This is a genomic window from Paracoccus angustae (assembly GCF_042648745.1).
Taxonomy (GTDB): Bacteria; Pseudomonadota; Alphaproteobacteria; order Rhodobacterales; family Rhodobacteraceae; genus Paracoccus; species Paracoccus angustae.
The window spans coordinates 66,336-82,803 of sequence record NZ_JBHRXY010000011.1 but is presented as its reverse complement, the minus strand read 5'-3'; the positions used below and the strand labels follow the sequence as shown (position 1 = coordinate 82,803).

Here is a 16,468-nt window from a genome sequence, read left to right as displayed (position 1 = left end):
GGCCGCCGCGCGGTGCCCGCGCCGGCCCGTGCTGCGGCGCCTGACCGGCGGCGAAGACCAACCCGCCGTCAGGCGCGCCACGGGCGTCGGCTGGTGCTTGCCACCCCCCATCCGGCCCGGATGCGGTGGATTGCCATGGCCGTCTGTCGGATCCCGGCCTGCGGGGCCAGGAAGCGCCGTTTGGCCCGGCTTTGCAAGATTATTGACTTGTTCAGTCGGAATACATAGGCGCGCGGCACCAAGTGGAGGCCGCTCGTGTTCATCTCGCCCGATAGCTTAGCCGCCTTCCCGGACAATCCGTGCCTCATCCAAGGCAACCGCGTCCTGAGCTATGCGGACCTGGCGGCCTCGGCGCGGCAGTTCGCGCGGCGGCTTCCCTTTCGGCGCGGGCTGATCTCCATCGAGATGGCGCCCGCCCCGGCGGCGATCTCGGCCTATGTCGGCGCCTTGCAAGCGGGACATGCCGTGATGCCGGTGCCCTTGGCGGACCCCGAGACCGCGCGGCGCCTCGAGCAGCGTTTCCGCCCCCATGCCAGCTGGCGTCGGATCGGCGGCCGCTGGAAGCTGTTGCTCCATGAAAACCCGGCGCCCCTTCATCCCGATCTGGCGCTGTTGCTGCAAACATCGGGCAGCACGGGGCAGGGCCGGGGCGTCCGCCTGTCGGCAGGCGCCGTGACGGCCAATGCCGAGGCGATCGCGGAATACCTGCGGATCGGCCCGCAGGACCGGGCCGCGCTGATCCTGCCGTTGCATTATTCCTATGGCCTGTCTGTTCTTCATTCCCACCTGGCGCGTGGCGCAAGCCTTTGGCTGGCCGGACAGGCCGTTCTGGATCCCGGTTTCCGCGATGCCCTGGTTGCGTCCAAAGCCACCAGCCTGGCCGGGGTGCCGCACCACTTCACCCTGCTGGAAAGCGTCGGCCTTGATGACGATCTGCCGGAAGGACTGTCTTGCCTGACCGTCGCAGGCGGCGCCATGAAACCCCAGGCCGTGCGCCGCTGGGCCTCGGCCATGGATGCCCGCGGGGGCCGCTTTGTCGTCATGTACGGCCAGACCGAGGCCACCGCCCGCATCGCCTGGCTGCCGCCCGAGCGGGCCGGCGCGGCGCCCGATGCGATCGGACAGGCGATTCCCGGCGGCACCCTTTGCCTGCGCGACGAGGCGGGGCGGGAACAGACATCCCCCGAAGCGGAAGGAGAACTGGTTTACCGGGGCGCCAACGTGATGATGGGCTATGCCGAGACCGCCGAGGACCTGGCGCGCGGCCCCGAACTGGATGAGCTTGCGACGGGCGATCTGGCGCGGCGCGGGCCGGACGGGCTTTACCGGATCGTCGGGCGCCGGTCCCGCATGTCGAAGATCGCCGGCCTGCGGATCGGCCACGACGCCTTGGAACGCGCCCTGGCCGAGGCCGGACAGGAGGTGGCCGTCTGGGGCGACGACGAAACGATCTGGGTGGCGGCGGCCGACCCGTCGGACGGCCTGGCCGCGCGGGCGGCACGGCTGGCCGGGATACGCAAGCAGCACATCGTGATCGTCGCCTGCCCGGACATGCCGCGCCATCCCAACGGCAAGATCGACTATCCGGCGCTGAAACGGCTGGCCGCGCCCGCACAAGCGGGAAAGCTGCAAGACATCTTTGCGCGCAGCTTCGCCCCGCGCCCGGTGCGCCGCGGCGACAGCTTCGCGGGCCTTGGCGGCGATTCGCTACAGCATGTCGAGATCTCTCTCCTGCTCGACCGGCACCTGGGCGGATTGCCGGAGAACTGGGAGCAGATGAGCATCGCGGCCCTGGAGGACCGATCGGCCGGACAGGCCAGCCGGATCCCGATGCCGGTTCTGGCGCGTGCGCTGGCCATCCTCGCGGTTGTGGTTTCCCATCAGACGCTGTGGCCCGTGTACGGCGGGGCGGCCGCCATGGTGCTCTTGCTGGGAATGAGCGTGGCTTGCCATCGGCGCGAGGCTCTGGTCCAGGGCGACGCGGGGCGGTTCCTGCGGCCGACCCTGCGGGTGCTGGTCCCCTATGGGCTGATCGTGTCGGGATACGCCCTGGCCTGGCAGCAGGTCCCCTGGGCCTCGGTGTTTCTTGTGGGGAATGCGGCGCTTGTCACCCCGGAAACGCACCTGATGCTGCCCTATCTTTACTGGTTCGTGGAAGCCTACATGCAGATGAACCTTCTGCTGCTGGCGATCTTCATGTCGCGGGGCGCGCGCGAATGGCTCCGCCGGTCGCCGCTGGCGGTCGGCATGGGGTTGCTGGGCTTGGGCGTCCTGCTGCGGGTTACGCTGCCGGAGTTCCGGCCGCTGCCGGACGGGCGGTCGCAATTTTCGATCCCGTGGGTCTTCTACCTCTTCGCGCTCGGCTGGTGCGTGGCGGTCGCGGACAAGGCGCGCCAGCGGCTGCTGGTGCTGCTGGCCGCAAGCGTGGTCCTGCCCGCGGCGGCCTGGCTCGGCGGCAACTGGCATGGCAGCTGGATCAAGTATCTGGGTCTTCTGGCATTGGTGGCTTTGCTGCTTTACGTGCCCCAGGTGCGCGCGCCGCGCGTCGCGGTAAGAAGCCTGCTGCATCTGGCGCGGGCGGCCTTTCCGATCTACCTGCTGCACCGCCTTGTTCCCGAGGTGCTGATGCCGCTTTGGGGGATCGACGGCGGGACGGCCCTGGCGGATGCCGTCGCCGTGGCCGGAGGCCTTGCCCTGGGTCTGCTGGCCGGCGCCGTGCAGGCGTGGCTGTGGGATGGCGCAAGGGGTTTGCCGCGGCATGGACGGTCAACGCCCCGGCCCATGTCCTTGCCGGGCCGAAAGCCGAAAGGACATCGTTCCACGGCGGCCCCTTCTCCATAGATGCCGGCAGGAACAGGCGGCCAGGCGCGTCCGAGGCCGGGTTTGACAAGCTCCGCCAAGGGGAATGGCAGCGCTTTGGCGATCCTGCCCGGCGGCAGCCGCGCCATGCGGATCCACGGGATGGGGAATGCCGCGCGCCACGACGGGACAGGCGACCATGCCCCGGCCGCTGTCACGGGGCGGCACGGGGTCCGGGCGATCCCGGCGAAAAGAACGGGCCGCCTGCCGGGCGGCCCGTTTCATGCGCGCGGCGCGGCCGCCTTGTGCGGTCACTTCATCCGGCCTATGCGCTTTCTCAGCCATCCCGAGCCGATCTCGGCGATCAGCACCATGCCGATGATGACCAGCAGGATCGCCGCGACGCGGGTCGTTTCCAGCTGCTGCGTCGTGCGCTTCAGATACCATCCCATGCCGCCGCCGCCGAAAAAGCCCACCACGGTCGCGGCGCGGAAGGCCACGTCCCAGGTGTAGATGGCGATGCCGGTGAAGGCCACGCGGATCTGCGGGATCACCGCGTATTGGAACACCTGCAACGGCGTCGCCCCGGCCGAGCGCAGCGCCTCGACCGGACCCATGTCGATGGCCTCCAGTTCGTCCGAGAACAGCTTGCCCGCGAAGCCGATGCAGAACAGCGTCAGGGCCAGCGTTCCGGCCAGCATTCCGAAGCCCAGAACGGTGACGAACAGGATCACCCAGATCGTTTCGTGGATCGACCGGCAGCCGATGATGGCGAACCGGCCCAGCGGATAGGCGACGGCGCGGCTGACGGTGATGTTGCGCGCCGCCATCCAGGCCAGCGGGACCGAGATCAGCACCCCGAAGAACCCGCCCAGCAGGGACATTTCCAGCGTGCGCACCACCGAGCGGACGAAATCCGGTTCCGCGACATAGGCCATGTCGGGGGGCGAATACCGGGTCGCCAGGATCTCGGCCAGGCGCGGAAAGGCCCCCAGGATCCGCGACAGGTCGATGTTCAGGAACCGGACCGACCAGGCCAGAAAGACCAGGATCAGCGCAAGCGCCGCAAAGCGGATGGTCGAGCGGGGATGCCGGTACCGCGACCATCTGGCGGCGGGCACGGGGTGTATGGCGGTCATGGTCATGTCGTTTCCCCCTTCAGATCACGGCCTTGCGGGCGTAATGCGACACGACCTCGCCCAGGGCGACAAGCGCCAGCACAGTCAGCACCACCAGCGTCACGCCGCCATAGTTGAACATCGCCATCTGCCGGAAGAACACGAGGCCCAGGCCCCCGGCGCCCACCAGGCCCATGATGGCGGACCGGCGGATGTTGATGTCCCATTCGAAGATGATCGTGCCGATGATGACCGGCAGGATCTGCGGCACGATGCCGTAATACATCACCTGGAACTGGCTGCCGCCCACGGCGCGGATCGCCTCGACCGGCTTGTGGTCGATGTTCTCGATCGCCTCGGCGGTGATCTTGGAAATGAACCCGATCGAGCGCATGGCCACGGCCAGGATGCCGGGCAGGGCGCCCAGGCCCACGGCGCCCACGAACAGCAGCGCCCAGATGATTTCGTGGATCGACCGGCTGAGCACCATCAGGAACCGGCCGACCGGGTAGGCGACGGCCTTGCTGGGCGTGACGTTCGCCGCGCCCAGCCAGGCCACCGGCAGCGACAGCAGGCAGCCCAGGATGGTGCCCAGCGTGGCGATCATCAGGGTTTCCAGCGCCGGAATCCACAGCATGGGCAGAAGCGACCAGTCGATGTCGAAAAAACGCCCGAGCGCCGCGCCGATCCCAAGCGCGCCGCCCATCCGGCCCCAGTCGGTGTCGAACATGATGGTGTCGTGGACGCACCACGCCAGCAGCGCGACGGCCGCCACAACCAGGATCCAGTTGCCGACGCGCCGCCGATACACATGACGCTGCCAGGCGGCATGGTCGTTCGCGGCGGGAACAACGGACGCGTCCGCCATCACAGCACCTCCATCGCGTAGATCGCGTCCAGGTCCTGCTTGCGCATTCCGGTCGACGGCCCGTCGAACTTCTTCCAGCCGTCCTGCATCCCGATGATGCGGTTGCAGGTTTCCAGGGCCAGCTGCACGTCGTGGATGTTGCACAGCACCGGCACGTGCAATTCGTCGGCCAGTTCCCGGATCAGCCGCATGACATCGCGCGAGATCTTGGGATCCAGGGCGGAGGTCGGTTCGTCCAGCAGCAGGATTTCCGGCTTCTGCATCAGCGCGCGGGCAATGCCCACGCGCTGACGCTGCCCCCCCGACAGGGCGTCCGCCCGCTTGGCGACGTGATCCTGCAATCCCACCCGTTCCAGCAGGTGCAGCGCACGATCCACGTCCTCGCGCGGGAAGGCCTTGAAGAAGCTGCGGACCGGGCCGGTATAGCCCAGCCGGCCGGACAGCACGTTGTCCATGACCGACATGCGGTTCACCAGGTTGAATTCCTGGAAGATCATGCCGATCCGGCGGCGCAGGCGGCGCAACTGGCCGCCGTGCAGCGCCCGCACGTCCTGGCCGAACAGGGTGATCGAACCCTCGGTCGGTTCCACCAGCCGGTTGATGCAGCGGATCAGCGTGGACTTGCCGGCGCCGCTGGGGCCGATCACGGCGCAGAAATCGCCGCCGCCGACCGCGAAGTCGAGACCCTTGAGGATCATCGGCCCGTTGGCCGCATAGCTGACCTTGAGGTTGCGCACGTCCAGAACGGGCGGGCGTCCGCCGTTCGGCGCGCCGGGACCGGGCGCCCGGAAAGGTTCGTGGATCATTTCGCGGCCGCCTCTTCCGCCGCGACCAGCTTGCGGATGATGTCGTAATCGGCGTCCGTCATCGGCACGAACTTGGTCGAGTTGATGCCGTCGAAGAACGGCTGCGAGGCCGGATCCTCGTGCAGCGTCAGGAACGCGTCCTTGATCTGCGCCTTCACGTCGTCGCACAGGTCGCCGCGCATCACCATCGGATCCTGCGGGATGATGTCGGACTGCCACAGGACGCGGTAATCCTCGGTCGAGGCCAGGCCGCGGTCGATGACGTTGTCCAGCCGGTGGGTCGCGACAAAGGCGTCGTCCACGCGGCCTTCCTTGACCGCAAGGGCCGACTGGTCATGGCCGCCGGTATAGACCACCTTCGAGAAATAGTTCTCCAGGTCCGGCCCGGTGCCCACGACCTCGCCGAAGACCATGCGCGGCAGCAGGTTGCCCGAGGTGCTGGCGGGGTCGGCCAGCCCCAGCACGCTGCCCTTCAGCCCTTCGACATCCGCGATGGGGCTATCGGCCCTGGTGATCAGCACGGCCCGATAGCCCGCGCCTTCTTCCTGAAAATGCCCCTTCTTCTTCGTGTAGGTCGCGAAGACCTCCAGGTTGGGATCCTTTTCCTTGGCCAGGACATAGGAATTCGGCCCGTGCACCCCGATCTGCACCCAGCCGTTGATCATCCCCTCGATCACCGAGGCATAGGATGTCGGCATGAAGAATTCGACATCCTTGCCGGTCTTCTCCTTCAGCTTGGCCAGCAGCGGCTGATAGATGTCGACTTCCTGCGTGGTTTCCTCGGTCGGGATGATCGAGAAGACCAGCGTGTCGGGATTCGTGCAGTCCTGCGCGGCCGCGCCGGTCGAAAGACCCGCAAGCGCCGATGCCGCAAGAAACAGATGCTTCGTGAATTTCATGGTTTACCTCCCCTTTTGTGGGTTTGATGCGCCTGTCCGGGGAAAGCCTCCTCCGTCCCCGGACGGACGCGGATTGTTCAGGCGACCGCCTTGCGGGGATCCGCGCCCAGCCTGGCGGCAGCAAGAAGACTTTCCTTTGAACCGATGAAGTTCTGGCCGCGCTCGCCACCGATGGCGAGATCGACCAGTTCGCGGAACTCGGCATCGTCTACGCCGTAGTCGTGAAAGTTTGGCGACACGCCAAGCTTTTTCAGGAACTCCTCCAGTTGCGCGGCGGCGGCGTTGCCGGTGGCCCCGAAGATCGCCTGGATGCCTTCGGCGCAGATGCCCCCCTGGTCTGCGACGCTGCGGATGATCATCGGCAACGAGAACGAACAGGCGATCCCGTGCGGCACGTCGTGGCGCAGGGTGATCGGATAGGACAGCGAATGCGCGATGGCGGTCTTGGTGTTCGAGAAGGCAAAGCCCGCAAGCGTCGCCGCCCGCGCCATGTCGGCGCGCAGATCGACATTCGCCAGATCCGCCACCAGCCTGGGAAGGGTGGCGATCACCCCCCGCGCGGCCGCGACGGCATGGGCCATCGACACCGGGTTGGCGCTGCGGTTCCACAGGCTTTCCAGCGAATGCGACAGCGCGTCCAGGCCGGTCTGGATGGTCAGGCCCCTGGGCTTGCCGACCATCAGCGCCGGATCGACAAGCGAGACTTCGGGATAAAGGCCGCCATGCGCCAGCGAGAACTTGTTGCCTCCCTCGGCGTCCCAGACGGTGCCCCAGCAGGTGACTTCGCTGCCGGTTCCGGCGGTCGTGGGCACGGCGATCAGGGGCAGGGGCCGCAGCGTTTCGGCACCCGCCCGCTTTTTCAGAAAGGCCTCCATCGCGGCAAAGTCGCCCCGTGCCGCCGCAAAGACTTTGGCGGAATCGATGACCGATCCGCCGCCAAGCGCGACGATCACCTCGGGCTGGTCCTGCAGCGCGGCAAAGCGCGCGGTTTGTTCCGCCAGCAGCCGGATGTCGGGATTGGGCGCGATGTCGTCGATCACCAGGGCCGGGGCGCCCGCCTTGCCGCCCAGATCGGCGGCCAGGGCGCGGAAATAGTCGTCGGGATAGGTGATCAGGGCATAGCGGCGGCCCGCGATGGCGGTCGGCAGGTCCGAGAATATCCCGCTGCCGAAGCGCACTTGGACAGGGTTGCGATAGGTCCACACGGGCAGGATTCCTTGCTGTTTGAACATGGTCCCGACCACAGTGGCGCAGCATGGAAGTATTGACTAATACATATTTCTCACGCTTAGCATAGATAATGCCTATAGTGTTCGCCCATCTCCGCTCGTTCCACGCCGTGGCCAAGCACAAGGGCTTCACGGCAGCCGCCGACGCCCTGCATATCAGCCAGCCCACCGTCACCACCCAGGTGAAAGAACTTGAGGAACGCTATGGGGTCGAATTGCTGGTCCGGCGGGGGCGGCGGGTCGAACTGACCGATACCGGCGCGGCGCTTTACGACATCAGCCGACGGATCATGGGCCTTCACGACGAGGCCGAGGAGTTGCTGCAATCCAGCGGCAAGCTGACCACCGGACAATTGCGCCTTGCGGCCGTCGGTCCGTTTCACGCGACGGAAATGATCGCCCGGTTCCTGGCGCGCTTTCCAAACATCAAGGTCAGCATGCTTCTGGGCAATTCGGACCAGACGTTGCAGCGCCTGCTGACGCTGGAATCCGACATCGCCATCATCGCCCATGTCGTTGACGATCCGCGCGTGCATTCCGTGCCCTTCAGCACCCACGAGGTCGTGGCCTTTGTCAGCAGCGACCACCCCTGGAACCGCCGGCTGAACGTCGGCATCGCCGAATTCGCGGACCAGCCCCTGATCTGGCGCGAGAAAGGCTCGACGACGCGGCGCGCCTTCGAGGCCGCCGCCGCCGAAAAGGCCGTCCCGCTTTCGCCGCTGCTGGAGATCGGCAGCCGCGAAGGGGTCTGGAAGGCGGTCGAGCAGGGCTTGGGCATCGGCATCGTCGCCGATTTCGAATTCGTGGCCCATCCGCGGCTGCGGACCCTCAGGATTTCGGATGCCGACATCCGCACCGAATATCACGTCGCCTGTCTGAACGAACGCCGCACCTCGCCCAAGATCGCGGCTTTCATGGCCACTGTTCTTCAGTGAAATAGGCCGTGGCTATGGCTCCATTCAGACGATCAAGTTGACCTATGGATCCCGGCACTCCAGACTCGGGCATCCGCCTGTTGCCGGAGGAATGGATGACGACGCATTTTTCCCTTGTTCTTCTGCACCTCGCCGGGGCGGTCCTGCTGCTGCTTTACGCGGTGCAGCTTGTCCGCTCCGGCGTCGAGGCGGCGGCCGGCCCCCGGCTGAAGTCGCTGCTGGGCGGATCACGGGGCGGGGCGGTCCAGGCCGCTGCGGGCGGCACGGTGCTGGCGGTTCTTTTGCAAAGCTCTACCGCGGTCGCGATGCTGGCGTGCGGTTTCGCGACCTCGGGATTGCTTGGCGTCTCGACGGGCCTTGCGCTGATGCTGGGCGCCGATCTCGGGTCCGCGATCGTCGCCCGGATCCTCAGCTTCGATCTGCAATGGCTGATCCCGGTCTGCCTGTTCCTGGGCGGCATCCTGCACCTGAAGATGCGCAACGCGACGGCGCAGGAGATCGGCAGGATGGTGCTGGGCATCGGCTTCATCCTGTTGTCGCTGAACATGGTCGGCGGCGCGACGCAGCCCCTGCGCGAAGCGGGGATGCTGCAACCCGTGTCGGCCTATCTGGCCGAGGATTACATGACCGCCTTTCTGGCCGGCGCCGTTTTCACCTGGCTCATCCATTCCAGCGTGGCCTCGATCCTGATGATCGCGACCTTCGCGGGCCAGGGCCTGCTGGGCATCGAGGCCGCCGTGCCCATGGTGCTGGGCGCAAACCTGGGCGGCGGCCTGATCGCCTTCTGGCTGACGCGCGGCATGTCGGCCCCGGCGCAGCGCATCACCACCGGCAACCTGCTGTTCCGAGCCGTCGCGGCGCTGATCGGCCTTGTGGTGTTCGAGGCGGGGCTTTTGGACCGGCTGCTTCACGCGTCCGCCAGCGGGGTTGTCAGCTTTCACGTGTTTTTCAATGCCTGCCTGCTGGTCGCCGGTCTGCCCCTGGCGGCGGCGGCGGCGCGGCTGACGGAACGGCTTGTGCCCGACGCCCCGGCGGCCGGATCGGGCGACGATCCGCTGAAGCGGCGCGTCAGCGTGCTGGATCGTTCGGTCCTGGGAACGCCGCGGCTGGCGCTTTCCAGCGCGACGCGGGAACTGCTGCGCATGGGGGAACTGGTCGAGATCATGGCCCGGTCGGTCATGGAACTGTTCGAAAGCGGCGACCGGGCCGAGATCGCCCGCATCCGCGACATAGACGAGGCCGTGAACGCGGCGCATACCAACATCAAGCTGTATCTGGCCGAGGTCAATCGCGGCCTGATGACGGCCGAGGAAGCGCAGCGCAGCATTGAACTGACGGATTTCGCCATCAACCTGGAACATGCGGGCGACATCGTGGCCAAGCAGCTGCTGGTTCTGGCCGAGGAGCGGGCCGAGAAGGGCTGGCGCTTCTCGCCCGCCGGGTGGGAGGAGCTGAACGAGCTGCACCGGCACCTGCTGGACACCATGCATCTTGCGCTGAACGTGCTGATATCCCAGGACCGGCCATCGGCACGCCAGCTTGTCGCGGAAAAGGAACGGATGCGCGGCTTGGCGCGGCGCAGCCAGGACCGGCACCTGCAACGCCTGCGCCACGGCACCCCGGAAAGCATCGAAACCAGCGGAATGCATCTGGAGATCGCGCGGGGGCTCAAGGAATTGAATTCGCTGATGGTCACGGTGGCCTATCCGCTGCTGGCGCGCAGCGGCGATCTTCTGGGCAGCCGGCTGACGGCTGCCTCATCGTCGGAAGCATAGCTCGCGTCTATCGTTCCAATTCAGAATTGCGATTTAACATATGGATCCTGTTCCGGCACTACTGGGGCAAGCACTTGCGGACCCTTTCGTCAAACTCAGGACTCTGACATGAACGTTCATTCCCGCTCTGGGGTTGTTTCCAACGGCCGCGTTTACGGCTGGCCCGAGGTTTCGGCTGTTGTGATCTGCCTTGACGGCTGCGAGCCTGCCTATCTGGACGCGGCGATCGGGCGTGGCCTGATGCCGGCGCTGGAACGGATGCGCGAGGCGGGCACCGACCGGCTGGCGCATTCGGTGATCCCGTCCTTCACCAATCCCAACAACCTGTCCATCGCGACGGGCCGCCCGCCCGCCGTTCACGGCATCTGCGGCAACTATCTTTACAACCCCGCCACGGGCGAGGAGGTGATGATGAACGACCCGCGGTTTCTGCGCGCGCCGACGGTTTTCAAGGCGTTTTTCGACGCCGGGGCCAAGGTCGCGGTTGTCACCGCCAAGGACAAGCTGCGCGCGCTGCTGGGCCACGGGCTTGACGGCGCCAGCGGCCGGGCGGTGTGCTTTTCGTCCGAAAGGTCGGACACCGCCACCGCCGCGGAAAACGGCGTCGAGGACGCCAGCGCCTGGCTGGGCCGGCCGGTTCCCGAGGTGTATTCGGCCGAGCTGTCGGAATTCGTCTTTGCCGCGGGCGTCAAGCTGCTCAAGGAGTTCCGGCCCGACATCATGTATCTGACCACCACCGATTACGTGCAGCACAAGCACGCCCCCGGCACGCCCGAGGCGGACGCCTTTTACGCGATGTTTGACCGCCATCTGGCCGAGCTGGACGCCTGCGGGGCGGCCATTGTGGTGACCGCCGACCACGGCATGAAGCCCAAGCACCTGCCCGACGGCCGCCCCGCGGTGATCTATGTCCAGGATCTTCTGGACGGCTGGCTGGGCCGGGACCTGGCGCGGGTGATCCTGCCGATCACCGATCCTTACGTCGTGCATCACGGCGCGCTCGGCTCCTTTGCCACCGCCTATCTGCCCGGGGACGCGGACCGGGCCGGCATCATCGCCCGGCTGCGCGCGGTCAAGGGCATGACCGTTGTGATCGGCCGCGAGGAGGCCGCGGAGCGGTTCGAGCTGCCCGCCGACCGGATCGGCGACATTGTGATGATCTGTTCGGAAAACCTGACGCTGGGCACCAGCGCGCACCGCCACGACCTGGCCGCGCTGACCGAGCCGCTGCGCAGCCATGGCGGGCTGACCGAGCAGGCGGTGCCGTTCATCGTCAACCGCAGGATCGCGCTGCCCTCGGCGCCCGCCTTGCGCAACTTCGACGCCTTCTTTTACGCCTGCACCGCGGCGGCGGTCTGAGGAACGGCCATGCTGAAGAAAGCCCCCCCGATCGAAATCCGCCACGAAGCGATGCGCATCGCCGGGCGCAAGGTGGACACGGCCGACCGCGTTCCGGTTCATTATCCCTGGACAAACGAGGTGATCGGCACCGTGCCCGCCGGCACCGCCGAGCATGCGCGCGAAGCCTTTGCCATCGCCTCGGCCTATCGGCCGGTTCTGAGCCGGTACGAGCGCCAGACGATCCTGCTGAACGCCGCAAAGATCATCAGCGACCGCAAGGCCCGGCTTGCGCCGATCATCACGGCGGAACTGGGCATCTCGCTGGCCGATGCGCTTTACGAATGCGGCCGGGCCCATGATGTCTACACGCTGGCGGGCCAGATGTGCATCCACGACGACGGCGCGGTCTTTTCCTGCGACCTGACCCCCCACGGCAAGCAGCGCAAGATCTTCACCATCCGCGAGCCGCTGCGCGCCATCTCGGCCATCACGCCGTTCAACCATCCCCTGAACATGGTCAGCCACAAGATCGCGCCCGCCATCGCCACCAACAACTGCATCGTCGTCAAGCCCACCGAGCTGACGCCGCTGACGGCCTTGTGGCTGGCCGACATCCTTTACGAGGCGGGCCTGCCGCCCGAGATGCTGTCGGTTGTGACCGGCTGGCCCGCCGACATCGGCGACGAGATGATCACCAATCCCGGCATCGAGCTGATCACCTTCACCGGCGGCGTGCCGGTGGGCAAGATGATCGCGGCCAAGGCGGGCTACAAGCGGCAGGTGCTGGAACTGGGCGGCAACGACCCGCTGATCGTGTGCAACGACCTGTCGGACGCGGACCTGGCCCGCGCCGCCGATCTGGCGGTGGCGGGGGCCACCAGGAACTCGGGGCAGCGCTGCACGGCGGTCAAGCGCATCCTGGTGCAGAACGGCGTCGCCGAGCGCTTTGTGCCGCTGGTGGTGGAACGGGCCAGGGCCCTGCGCTTCGGCGATCCGATGGATCCGGCCACCGAGCTGGGCTGCGTGGTTCACGAACGCGCCGCCGAGACCTTCGAGCGCCGGGTCCACGACGCCGAGGCGCAGGGGGCCAGGATCCTTTATCATCCCGGCAGGCAGGGCGCGCTGCTGCCGCCGATCGTTGTCGATCACGTGCCCCATGACAGCGAGCTGGTGATGGACGAGACGTTCGGCCCCGTTGTTCCGATCGTGCGCGTGCCCGACAACGACGCGGAAACCATGCGGATCTCCAACTCGACGCCGTTCGGCCTGTCTTCGGGCGTTTGCACCAACGACTTCCGCCGGATCCAGGCATACATCGCGGGCCTGGAGGTCGGCACCGTGAACATCTGGGAGGTGCCCGGCTACCGCACCGAAATGTCGCCCTTTGGCGGCATCAAGGACAGCGGCAACGGATACAAGGAGGGCGTCGTCGAGGCCATGAAAAGCTTCACAAACCTCAAAACCTTCTCGCTGCCCTGGTGAGCGGGAACAAGGCCCCGACCCGACGGCGGACCTGTTCATCAACACGCCCTTCAAGACCGTCGGGCAGGAAATGCGCAGGCGTCTGGATCGGGAAGCCGATCAGCTGCCGGTGCTTGGGGTCGGGGCAGACACCTGGAGCCGCCATCGCGCCGGCATCATTCAATCGTTTCAGGGCCGCGAAGGCGGAGGCGGTCATCCTGCTGCCGGGGACGCCGAAAACCGGCCAGCACCGTGCCCGGCAGGGGGCGGCATGTCTGCCCGACATCATCAATGTCGCCGTCCCGCACGCCAAGCAGAACCCTTGCGCGGTGGGCTCGGCGGCTGCCAGGGCAGGGGCGGAAGCCAGCTTGCGGGTTTTGCGGCGAAAGCTGACGCGATCAAACGTGACCTGAGGTCAGGATCCGATTTGCCCGCTGCCAGGCCATTGCCGCAGCAGGGCAGACGGCTGCCCCGCAGCATGTCGTCTGGGATCCTCAGCCGCCGGTCGTCCACCTCGCAGCGTCATGCCGACCTTGCAGCCGCGGCAGAGACGCGCTTGTCACGTCGCGGCTTTCAGCCTCAGCCGCGCCTCCGGCTTTGCCGCCGTTTCCTTCCGCTCGCTGTGCCGGTCGGCAAGGAACCCCGAAAGGTCGCGGGTCAGCAGCGTGAACCTGAACAGTTCCTCCATGACATCGACGATGCGGTCGTAGTAGCTCGACGGGCGCATCCGGCCGGTCCCGTCGAATTCGTCTTGGGCCCTGGCGACCGAGGACTGGTTCGGGATCGTCGCCATCCGCATCCAGCGGCCAAGCACGCGCATCTGCTTCACGGCGTTGAAGCTCTGCAAGCCGCCGGACACCTGCATCAGCGCCAGGGTGCGCCCCTGGGCCGGCCGGATCGCCCCCATCGAAGGCGGGATCCAGTCGGTCTGGACTTCATCACGCCGGTCATGGCGCCGTGACGCTCGGGGCCGGTCCAGACCTGACCTTCGGACCACAAAGACAGCCCGCGCAGTTCCTGCACCTTCGGGTGCGAGGCCTCGGCATCCTTGGGCAGCGGCAGGCCGCCCGCATGGAAGACGCGCGTCTCGCAGCCGTTCGGCCCCCGACATAGCGAAGCGGCTGTAGGAGCGATCCCGCAGGCAACCGTAGAGCAGCAGGATGCGCGGCGGATGGGTTGCGCGCGAAACCGCGGGCTGGTCCGGCTGGCGGACCGCGCCGGGCGGCAGGTTCGGCAGGTCGGGGGTCATGCGCGGGCCTCGGACGCCACATCGTCGGGGAACCAGCGGCCGCCAAGCCGCAGGGCGACGTTGACCAGCCCGATCAGGACCGGCACCTCGACCAAGGGGCCGATCACGGCGGCGAAGGCCACCGGCGAGGCCAAGCCGTAGGCCGCGATGGCGACGGCGATCGCCAGTTCGAAATTGTTGCCGGCGGCGGTGAAGGCGATGGCCGTGGTGCGGGGATAATCGCGGGCGATCAGCCGGCCCATGGCGAAGCTGACCCCGAACTGGATGGCGAAATACAGCACCAGCGGCACGGCGATCCGCAGCGCATCCAGCGGCAGGCGCAGCACGTCCCCGCCCTTGAGGCTGAACATCGCGACAATGGTGAGCAGCAGCGCGGCCAGCGTGATCGGGCTGATCCTGGGCAGGAAAACCGCTTGATACCAATCGGCCCCGTTCCGCGCGATCAGGACGCGCCGGGTCAGAAGGCCCGCAACGAAGGGCAGGCCCAGATAGATCAGCACGGCCTCGGTGACGGTCCAGAAGCTGATGTCCACGACGCTGCCTTCCAGGCCGAACAGCGGCGGCAGCACGGTCAGGAACAGCCAGGCATAGGTCGAGAAGAACAGGATCTGGAAGATCGAGTTGAAGGCCACCAGCCCAGCGACATACTGGTTGTCGCCGCGCGCCAACTGGTTCCAGACCAGCACCATGGCGATGCAGCGGGCAAGGCCGATCAGGATCAGGCCGGTCATGTATTCCGGCTGGTCGCGCAGGAAGATGACCGCAAGGGCGAACATCAGCACCGGGCCGATGATCCAGTTCTGCACCAGCGACAGCGCCAGGACGCGCTTGTCGGCAAAGACCCGGTGCAACTCCTCGTAACGGACCTTGGCCAGCGGCGGATACATCATCAGGATCAGGCCGATGGCGATCGGGATGTTGGTCGATCCGACCGACAGTCCATGCAGGGCATCCGGCAGCCCGGGGAAGATCGTCCCGAGCGCAATGCCGAGCGCCATGGCCGCAAAGATCCAGAGCGTCAGATAGCGGTCGAGAAAGGAAAGCCGGGTGGCCGGGCGATTGGCGGTCATGACGGTGTTCCTTGATCAGGCCGGGCGGGTGCGGTTGCCCTGGGCATCCACGACCTGTTCGCCGTCTTCCTTGCTGAAGGCGGATTTCTGGGGCGGCAGCAGATCCAGCACCTGTTCCGAAGGGCGGCAGAGCCGCACGCCCTTGGGGCTGACCACGATGGGCCGGTTGATCAGGATCGGCTGCGCCACCATCGCATCGAGCAGCGCGGCATCGGACAGGGAACGGTCGCCCAGGCCAAGCTCGGCGAAGGGCGTGGCCTTTTCGCGCAGCAGGTCGCGGGGCGTGATCCCCATCCGGGCGATCAGCCGTTCCAGCATGGCGCGCGGGGGAGGCGTCTTCAGATACTCGATCACATGCGGCTCGATCCCCGCGTTGCGGATCATCGCCAGCGTGTTGCGCGAGGTGCCGCAGTCCGGGTTGTGGTAGATGACGACATCCATGGTCAGACGCTTTCGGTCAGGTCGGAGTCGCAGGCGCAGGTCAGCGCCGCGAGCGCAGGGGCGCAGATCTCGGGATGGCCTTGGCAGCAATTCTTCAAAAGAAAGCCGACAAGCCCGGCCAGGGCGGGATAAACGGCGCTGTAGATGATGAAGCGCCCTTCGCGCCGGGACCGGATCAGACCGGCATGTTCCAGATGGGTCAGATGAAAGGACAGCCGCGAGGTGGTCGCCCCGCCGAGGGCCTCGCCTATGGCGCCGGCGGCCATGCCGTCCGGCCCGGCCCGAACCAGCAGCCGCACCACGCGCAGCCGGGTTTCCTGGGACAGCGCCGCAAAAGCGGCCAAGGCTTGAGCCTCGTTCATCGAATCAACTCCTCAATTAGTAATGATATATTGATCTAATTTAGGCCGAGATCAAGAGGCTTCGGGATGGCCCGCCCTCCGGCTGCCGCGCAGGTCGCGCAGGCGCAAAGGCGCC

At 66.8% G+C, this 16,468-nt stretch carries 16 protein-coding genes; 5 read left to right on the top strand and 11 right to left on the bottom strand.

What is annotated here, in order from left to right:
* Positions 1–255: 255 nt before the first annotated feature.
* Positions 256–2,841 (top strand): AMP-binding protein, encoded by a 2,586-nt coding sequence (locus tag ACFOM8_RS13790; RefSeq protein ID WP_377762268.1) that lies wholly within the window; start codon positions 256–258, stop codon positions 2,839–2,841.
* Positions 2,842–3,110: 269 nt separating this feature from the next.
* Here ACFOM8_RS13790 and phnE (ACFOM8_RS13785) read toward each other — a convergent pair whose 3' ends face one another.
* From phnE (ACFOM8_RS13785) to psrA, 5 genes are all read right to left on the bottom strand, one after another.
* Positions 3,111–3,938, bottom strand: a complete 828-nt coding sequence (gene phnE, locus ACFOM8_RS13785; protein WP_377762266.1) for a phosphonate ABC transporter, permease protein PhnE — start codon at positions 3,936–3,938, stop codon at positions 3,111–3,113.
* A 19-nt stretch (positions 3,939–3,957) separates the two neighbouring features.
* Positions 3,958–4,785 carry a phosphonate ABC transporter, permease protein PhnE gene (gene phnE / locus ACFOM8_RS13780; RefSeq protein ID WP_377762264.1) on the bottom strand — a complete coding sequence of 276 codons (828 nt, stop codon included), beginning with the start codon at positions 4,783–4,785 and terminating at the stop codon, positions 3,958–3,960.
* Positions 4,785–5,591, bottom strand: coding sequence for a phosphonate ABC transporter ATP-binding protein (gene phnC / locus ACFOM8_RS13775; RefSeq protein ID WP_377762262.1), 807 nt, complete (start codon positions 5,589–5,591; stop codon positions 4,785–4,787). Before phnC ends, phnE (ACFOM8_RS13780) begins: the two co-directional genes overlap by 1 nt.
* Positions 5,588–6,490 carry a phosphate/phosphite/phosphonate ABC transporter substrate-binding protein gene (locus ACFOM8_RS13770; protein ID WP_377762261.1) on the bottom strand — a complete coding sequence of 301 codons (903 nt, stop codon included), beginning with the start codon at positions 6,488–6,490 and terminating at the stop codon, positions 5,588–5,590. The genes phnC and ACFOM8_RS13770 overlap by 4 nt, the downstream gene beginning before the upstream one ends.
* A gap of 77 nt (positions 6,491–6,567) precedes the next feature.
* Positions 6,568–7,695 (bottom strand): iron-containing alcohol dehydrogenase PsrA, encoded by a 1,128-nt coding sequence (psrA, locus tag ACFOM8_RS13765; protein ID WP_377762259.1) that lies wholly within the window; start codon positions 7,693–7,695, stop codon positions 6,568–6,570.
* Positions 7,696–7,790: 95 nt separating this feature from the next.
* On the opposite strand from psrA, the gene ACFOM8_RS13760 reads away from it, so the two are divergent.
* The 4 genes from ACFOM8_RS13760 (at position 7,791) to phnY (ending at position 13,252) form a co-directional block, all read left to right on the top strand.
* Positions 7,791–8,654 (top strand): LysR substrate-binding domain-containing protein, encoded by an 864-nt coding sequence (locus ACFOM8_RS13760; RefSeq protein ID WP_377762257.1) that lies wholly within the window; start codon positions 7,791–7,793, stop codon positions 8,652–8,654.
* A 95-nt stretch (positions 8,655–8,749) separates the two neighbouring features.
* A complete protein-coding gene (locus tag ACFOM8_RS13755) occupies positions 8,750–10,429 on the top strand; it encodes a Na/Pi cotransporter family protein (RefSeq protein WP_377762255.1) in 1,680 nt (559 codons plus the stop codon).
* Positions 10,430–10,537: 108 nt separating this feature from the next.
* A complete protein-coding gene (gene phnA / locus ACFOM8_RS13750; protein ID WP_377762176.1) occupies positions 10,538–11,788 on the top strand; it encodes a phosphonoacetate hydrolase in 1,251 nt (416 codons plus the stop codon).
* Between the two features lie 9 nt (positions 11,789–11,797).
* On the top strand, positions 11,798–13,252 hold the full coding sequence (gene phnY / locus ACFOM8_RS13745; protein WP_377762174.1) for a phosphonoacetaldehyde dehydrogenase: 1,455 nt from the start codon (positions 11,798–11,800) through the stop codon (positions 13,250–13,252).
* Here phnY and ACFOM8_RS13740 read toward each other — a convergent pair.
* From ACFOM8_RS13740 to ACFOM8_RS13715, 6 genes are all read right to left on the bottom strand, one after another.
* Positions 13,227–13,448 carry a hypothetical protein gene (locus ACFOM8_RS13740; RefSeq protein WP_377762253.1) on the bottom strand — a complete coding sequence of 74 codons (222 nt, stop codon included), beginning with the start codon at positions 13,446–13,448 and terminating at the stop codon, positions 13,227–13,229. The genes phnY and ACFOM8_RS13740 overlap by 26 nt on opposite strands.
* Before the next feature lie 342 nt (positions 13,449–13,790).
* The gene (locus ACFOM8_RS13735; protein WP_377762251.1) at positions 13,791–14,138 is read right to left on the bottom strand and encodes a hypothetical protein; all 348 of its coding nucleotides are present in this window, start codon (positions 14,136–14,138) and stop codon (positions 13,791–13,793) included.
* The gene (locus tag ACFOM8_RS13730; protein WP_377762304.1) at positions 14,096–14,365 is read right to left on the bottom strand and encodes an NAD(P)H-dependent oxidoreductase; all 270 of its coding nucleotides are present in this window, start codon (positions 14,363–14,365) and stop codon (positions 14,096–14,098) included. The genes ACFOM8_RS13735 and ACFOM8_RS13730 overlap by 43 nt, the downstream gene beginning before the upstream one ends.
* A gap of 111 nt (positions 14,366–14,476) precedes the next feature.
* Positions 14,477–15,550 (bottom strand): ACR3 family arsenite efflux transporter, encoded by a 1,074-nt coding sequence (arsB, locus tag ACFOM8_RS13725; protein WP_377762249.1) that lies wholly within the window; start codon positions 15,548–15,550, stop codon positions 14,477–14,479.
* A gap of 15 nt (positions 15,551–15,565) precedes the next feature.
* Complete coding sequence (gene arsC / locus ACFOM8_RS13720; RefSeq protein ID WP_377762247.1) at positions 15,566–15,991, bottom strand: arsenate reductase (glutaredoxin); 426 nt, start codon at positions 15,989–15,991, stop codon at positions 15,566–15,568.
* Positions 15,992–15,993: 2 nt separating this feature from the next.
* Positions 15,994–16,353, bottom strand: a complete 360-nt coding sequence (locus tag ACFOM8_RS13715) for an ArsR/SmtB family transcription factor (RefSeq protein WP_377762245.1) — start codon at positions 16,351–16,353, stop codon at positions 15,994–15,996.
* Positions 16,354–16,468: the final 115 nt, after the last annotated feature.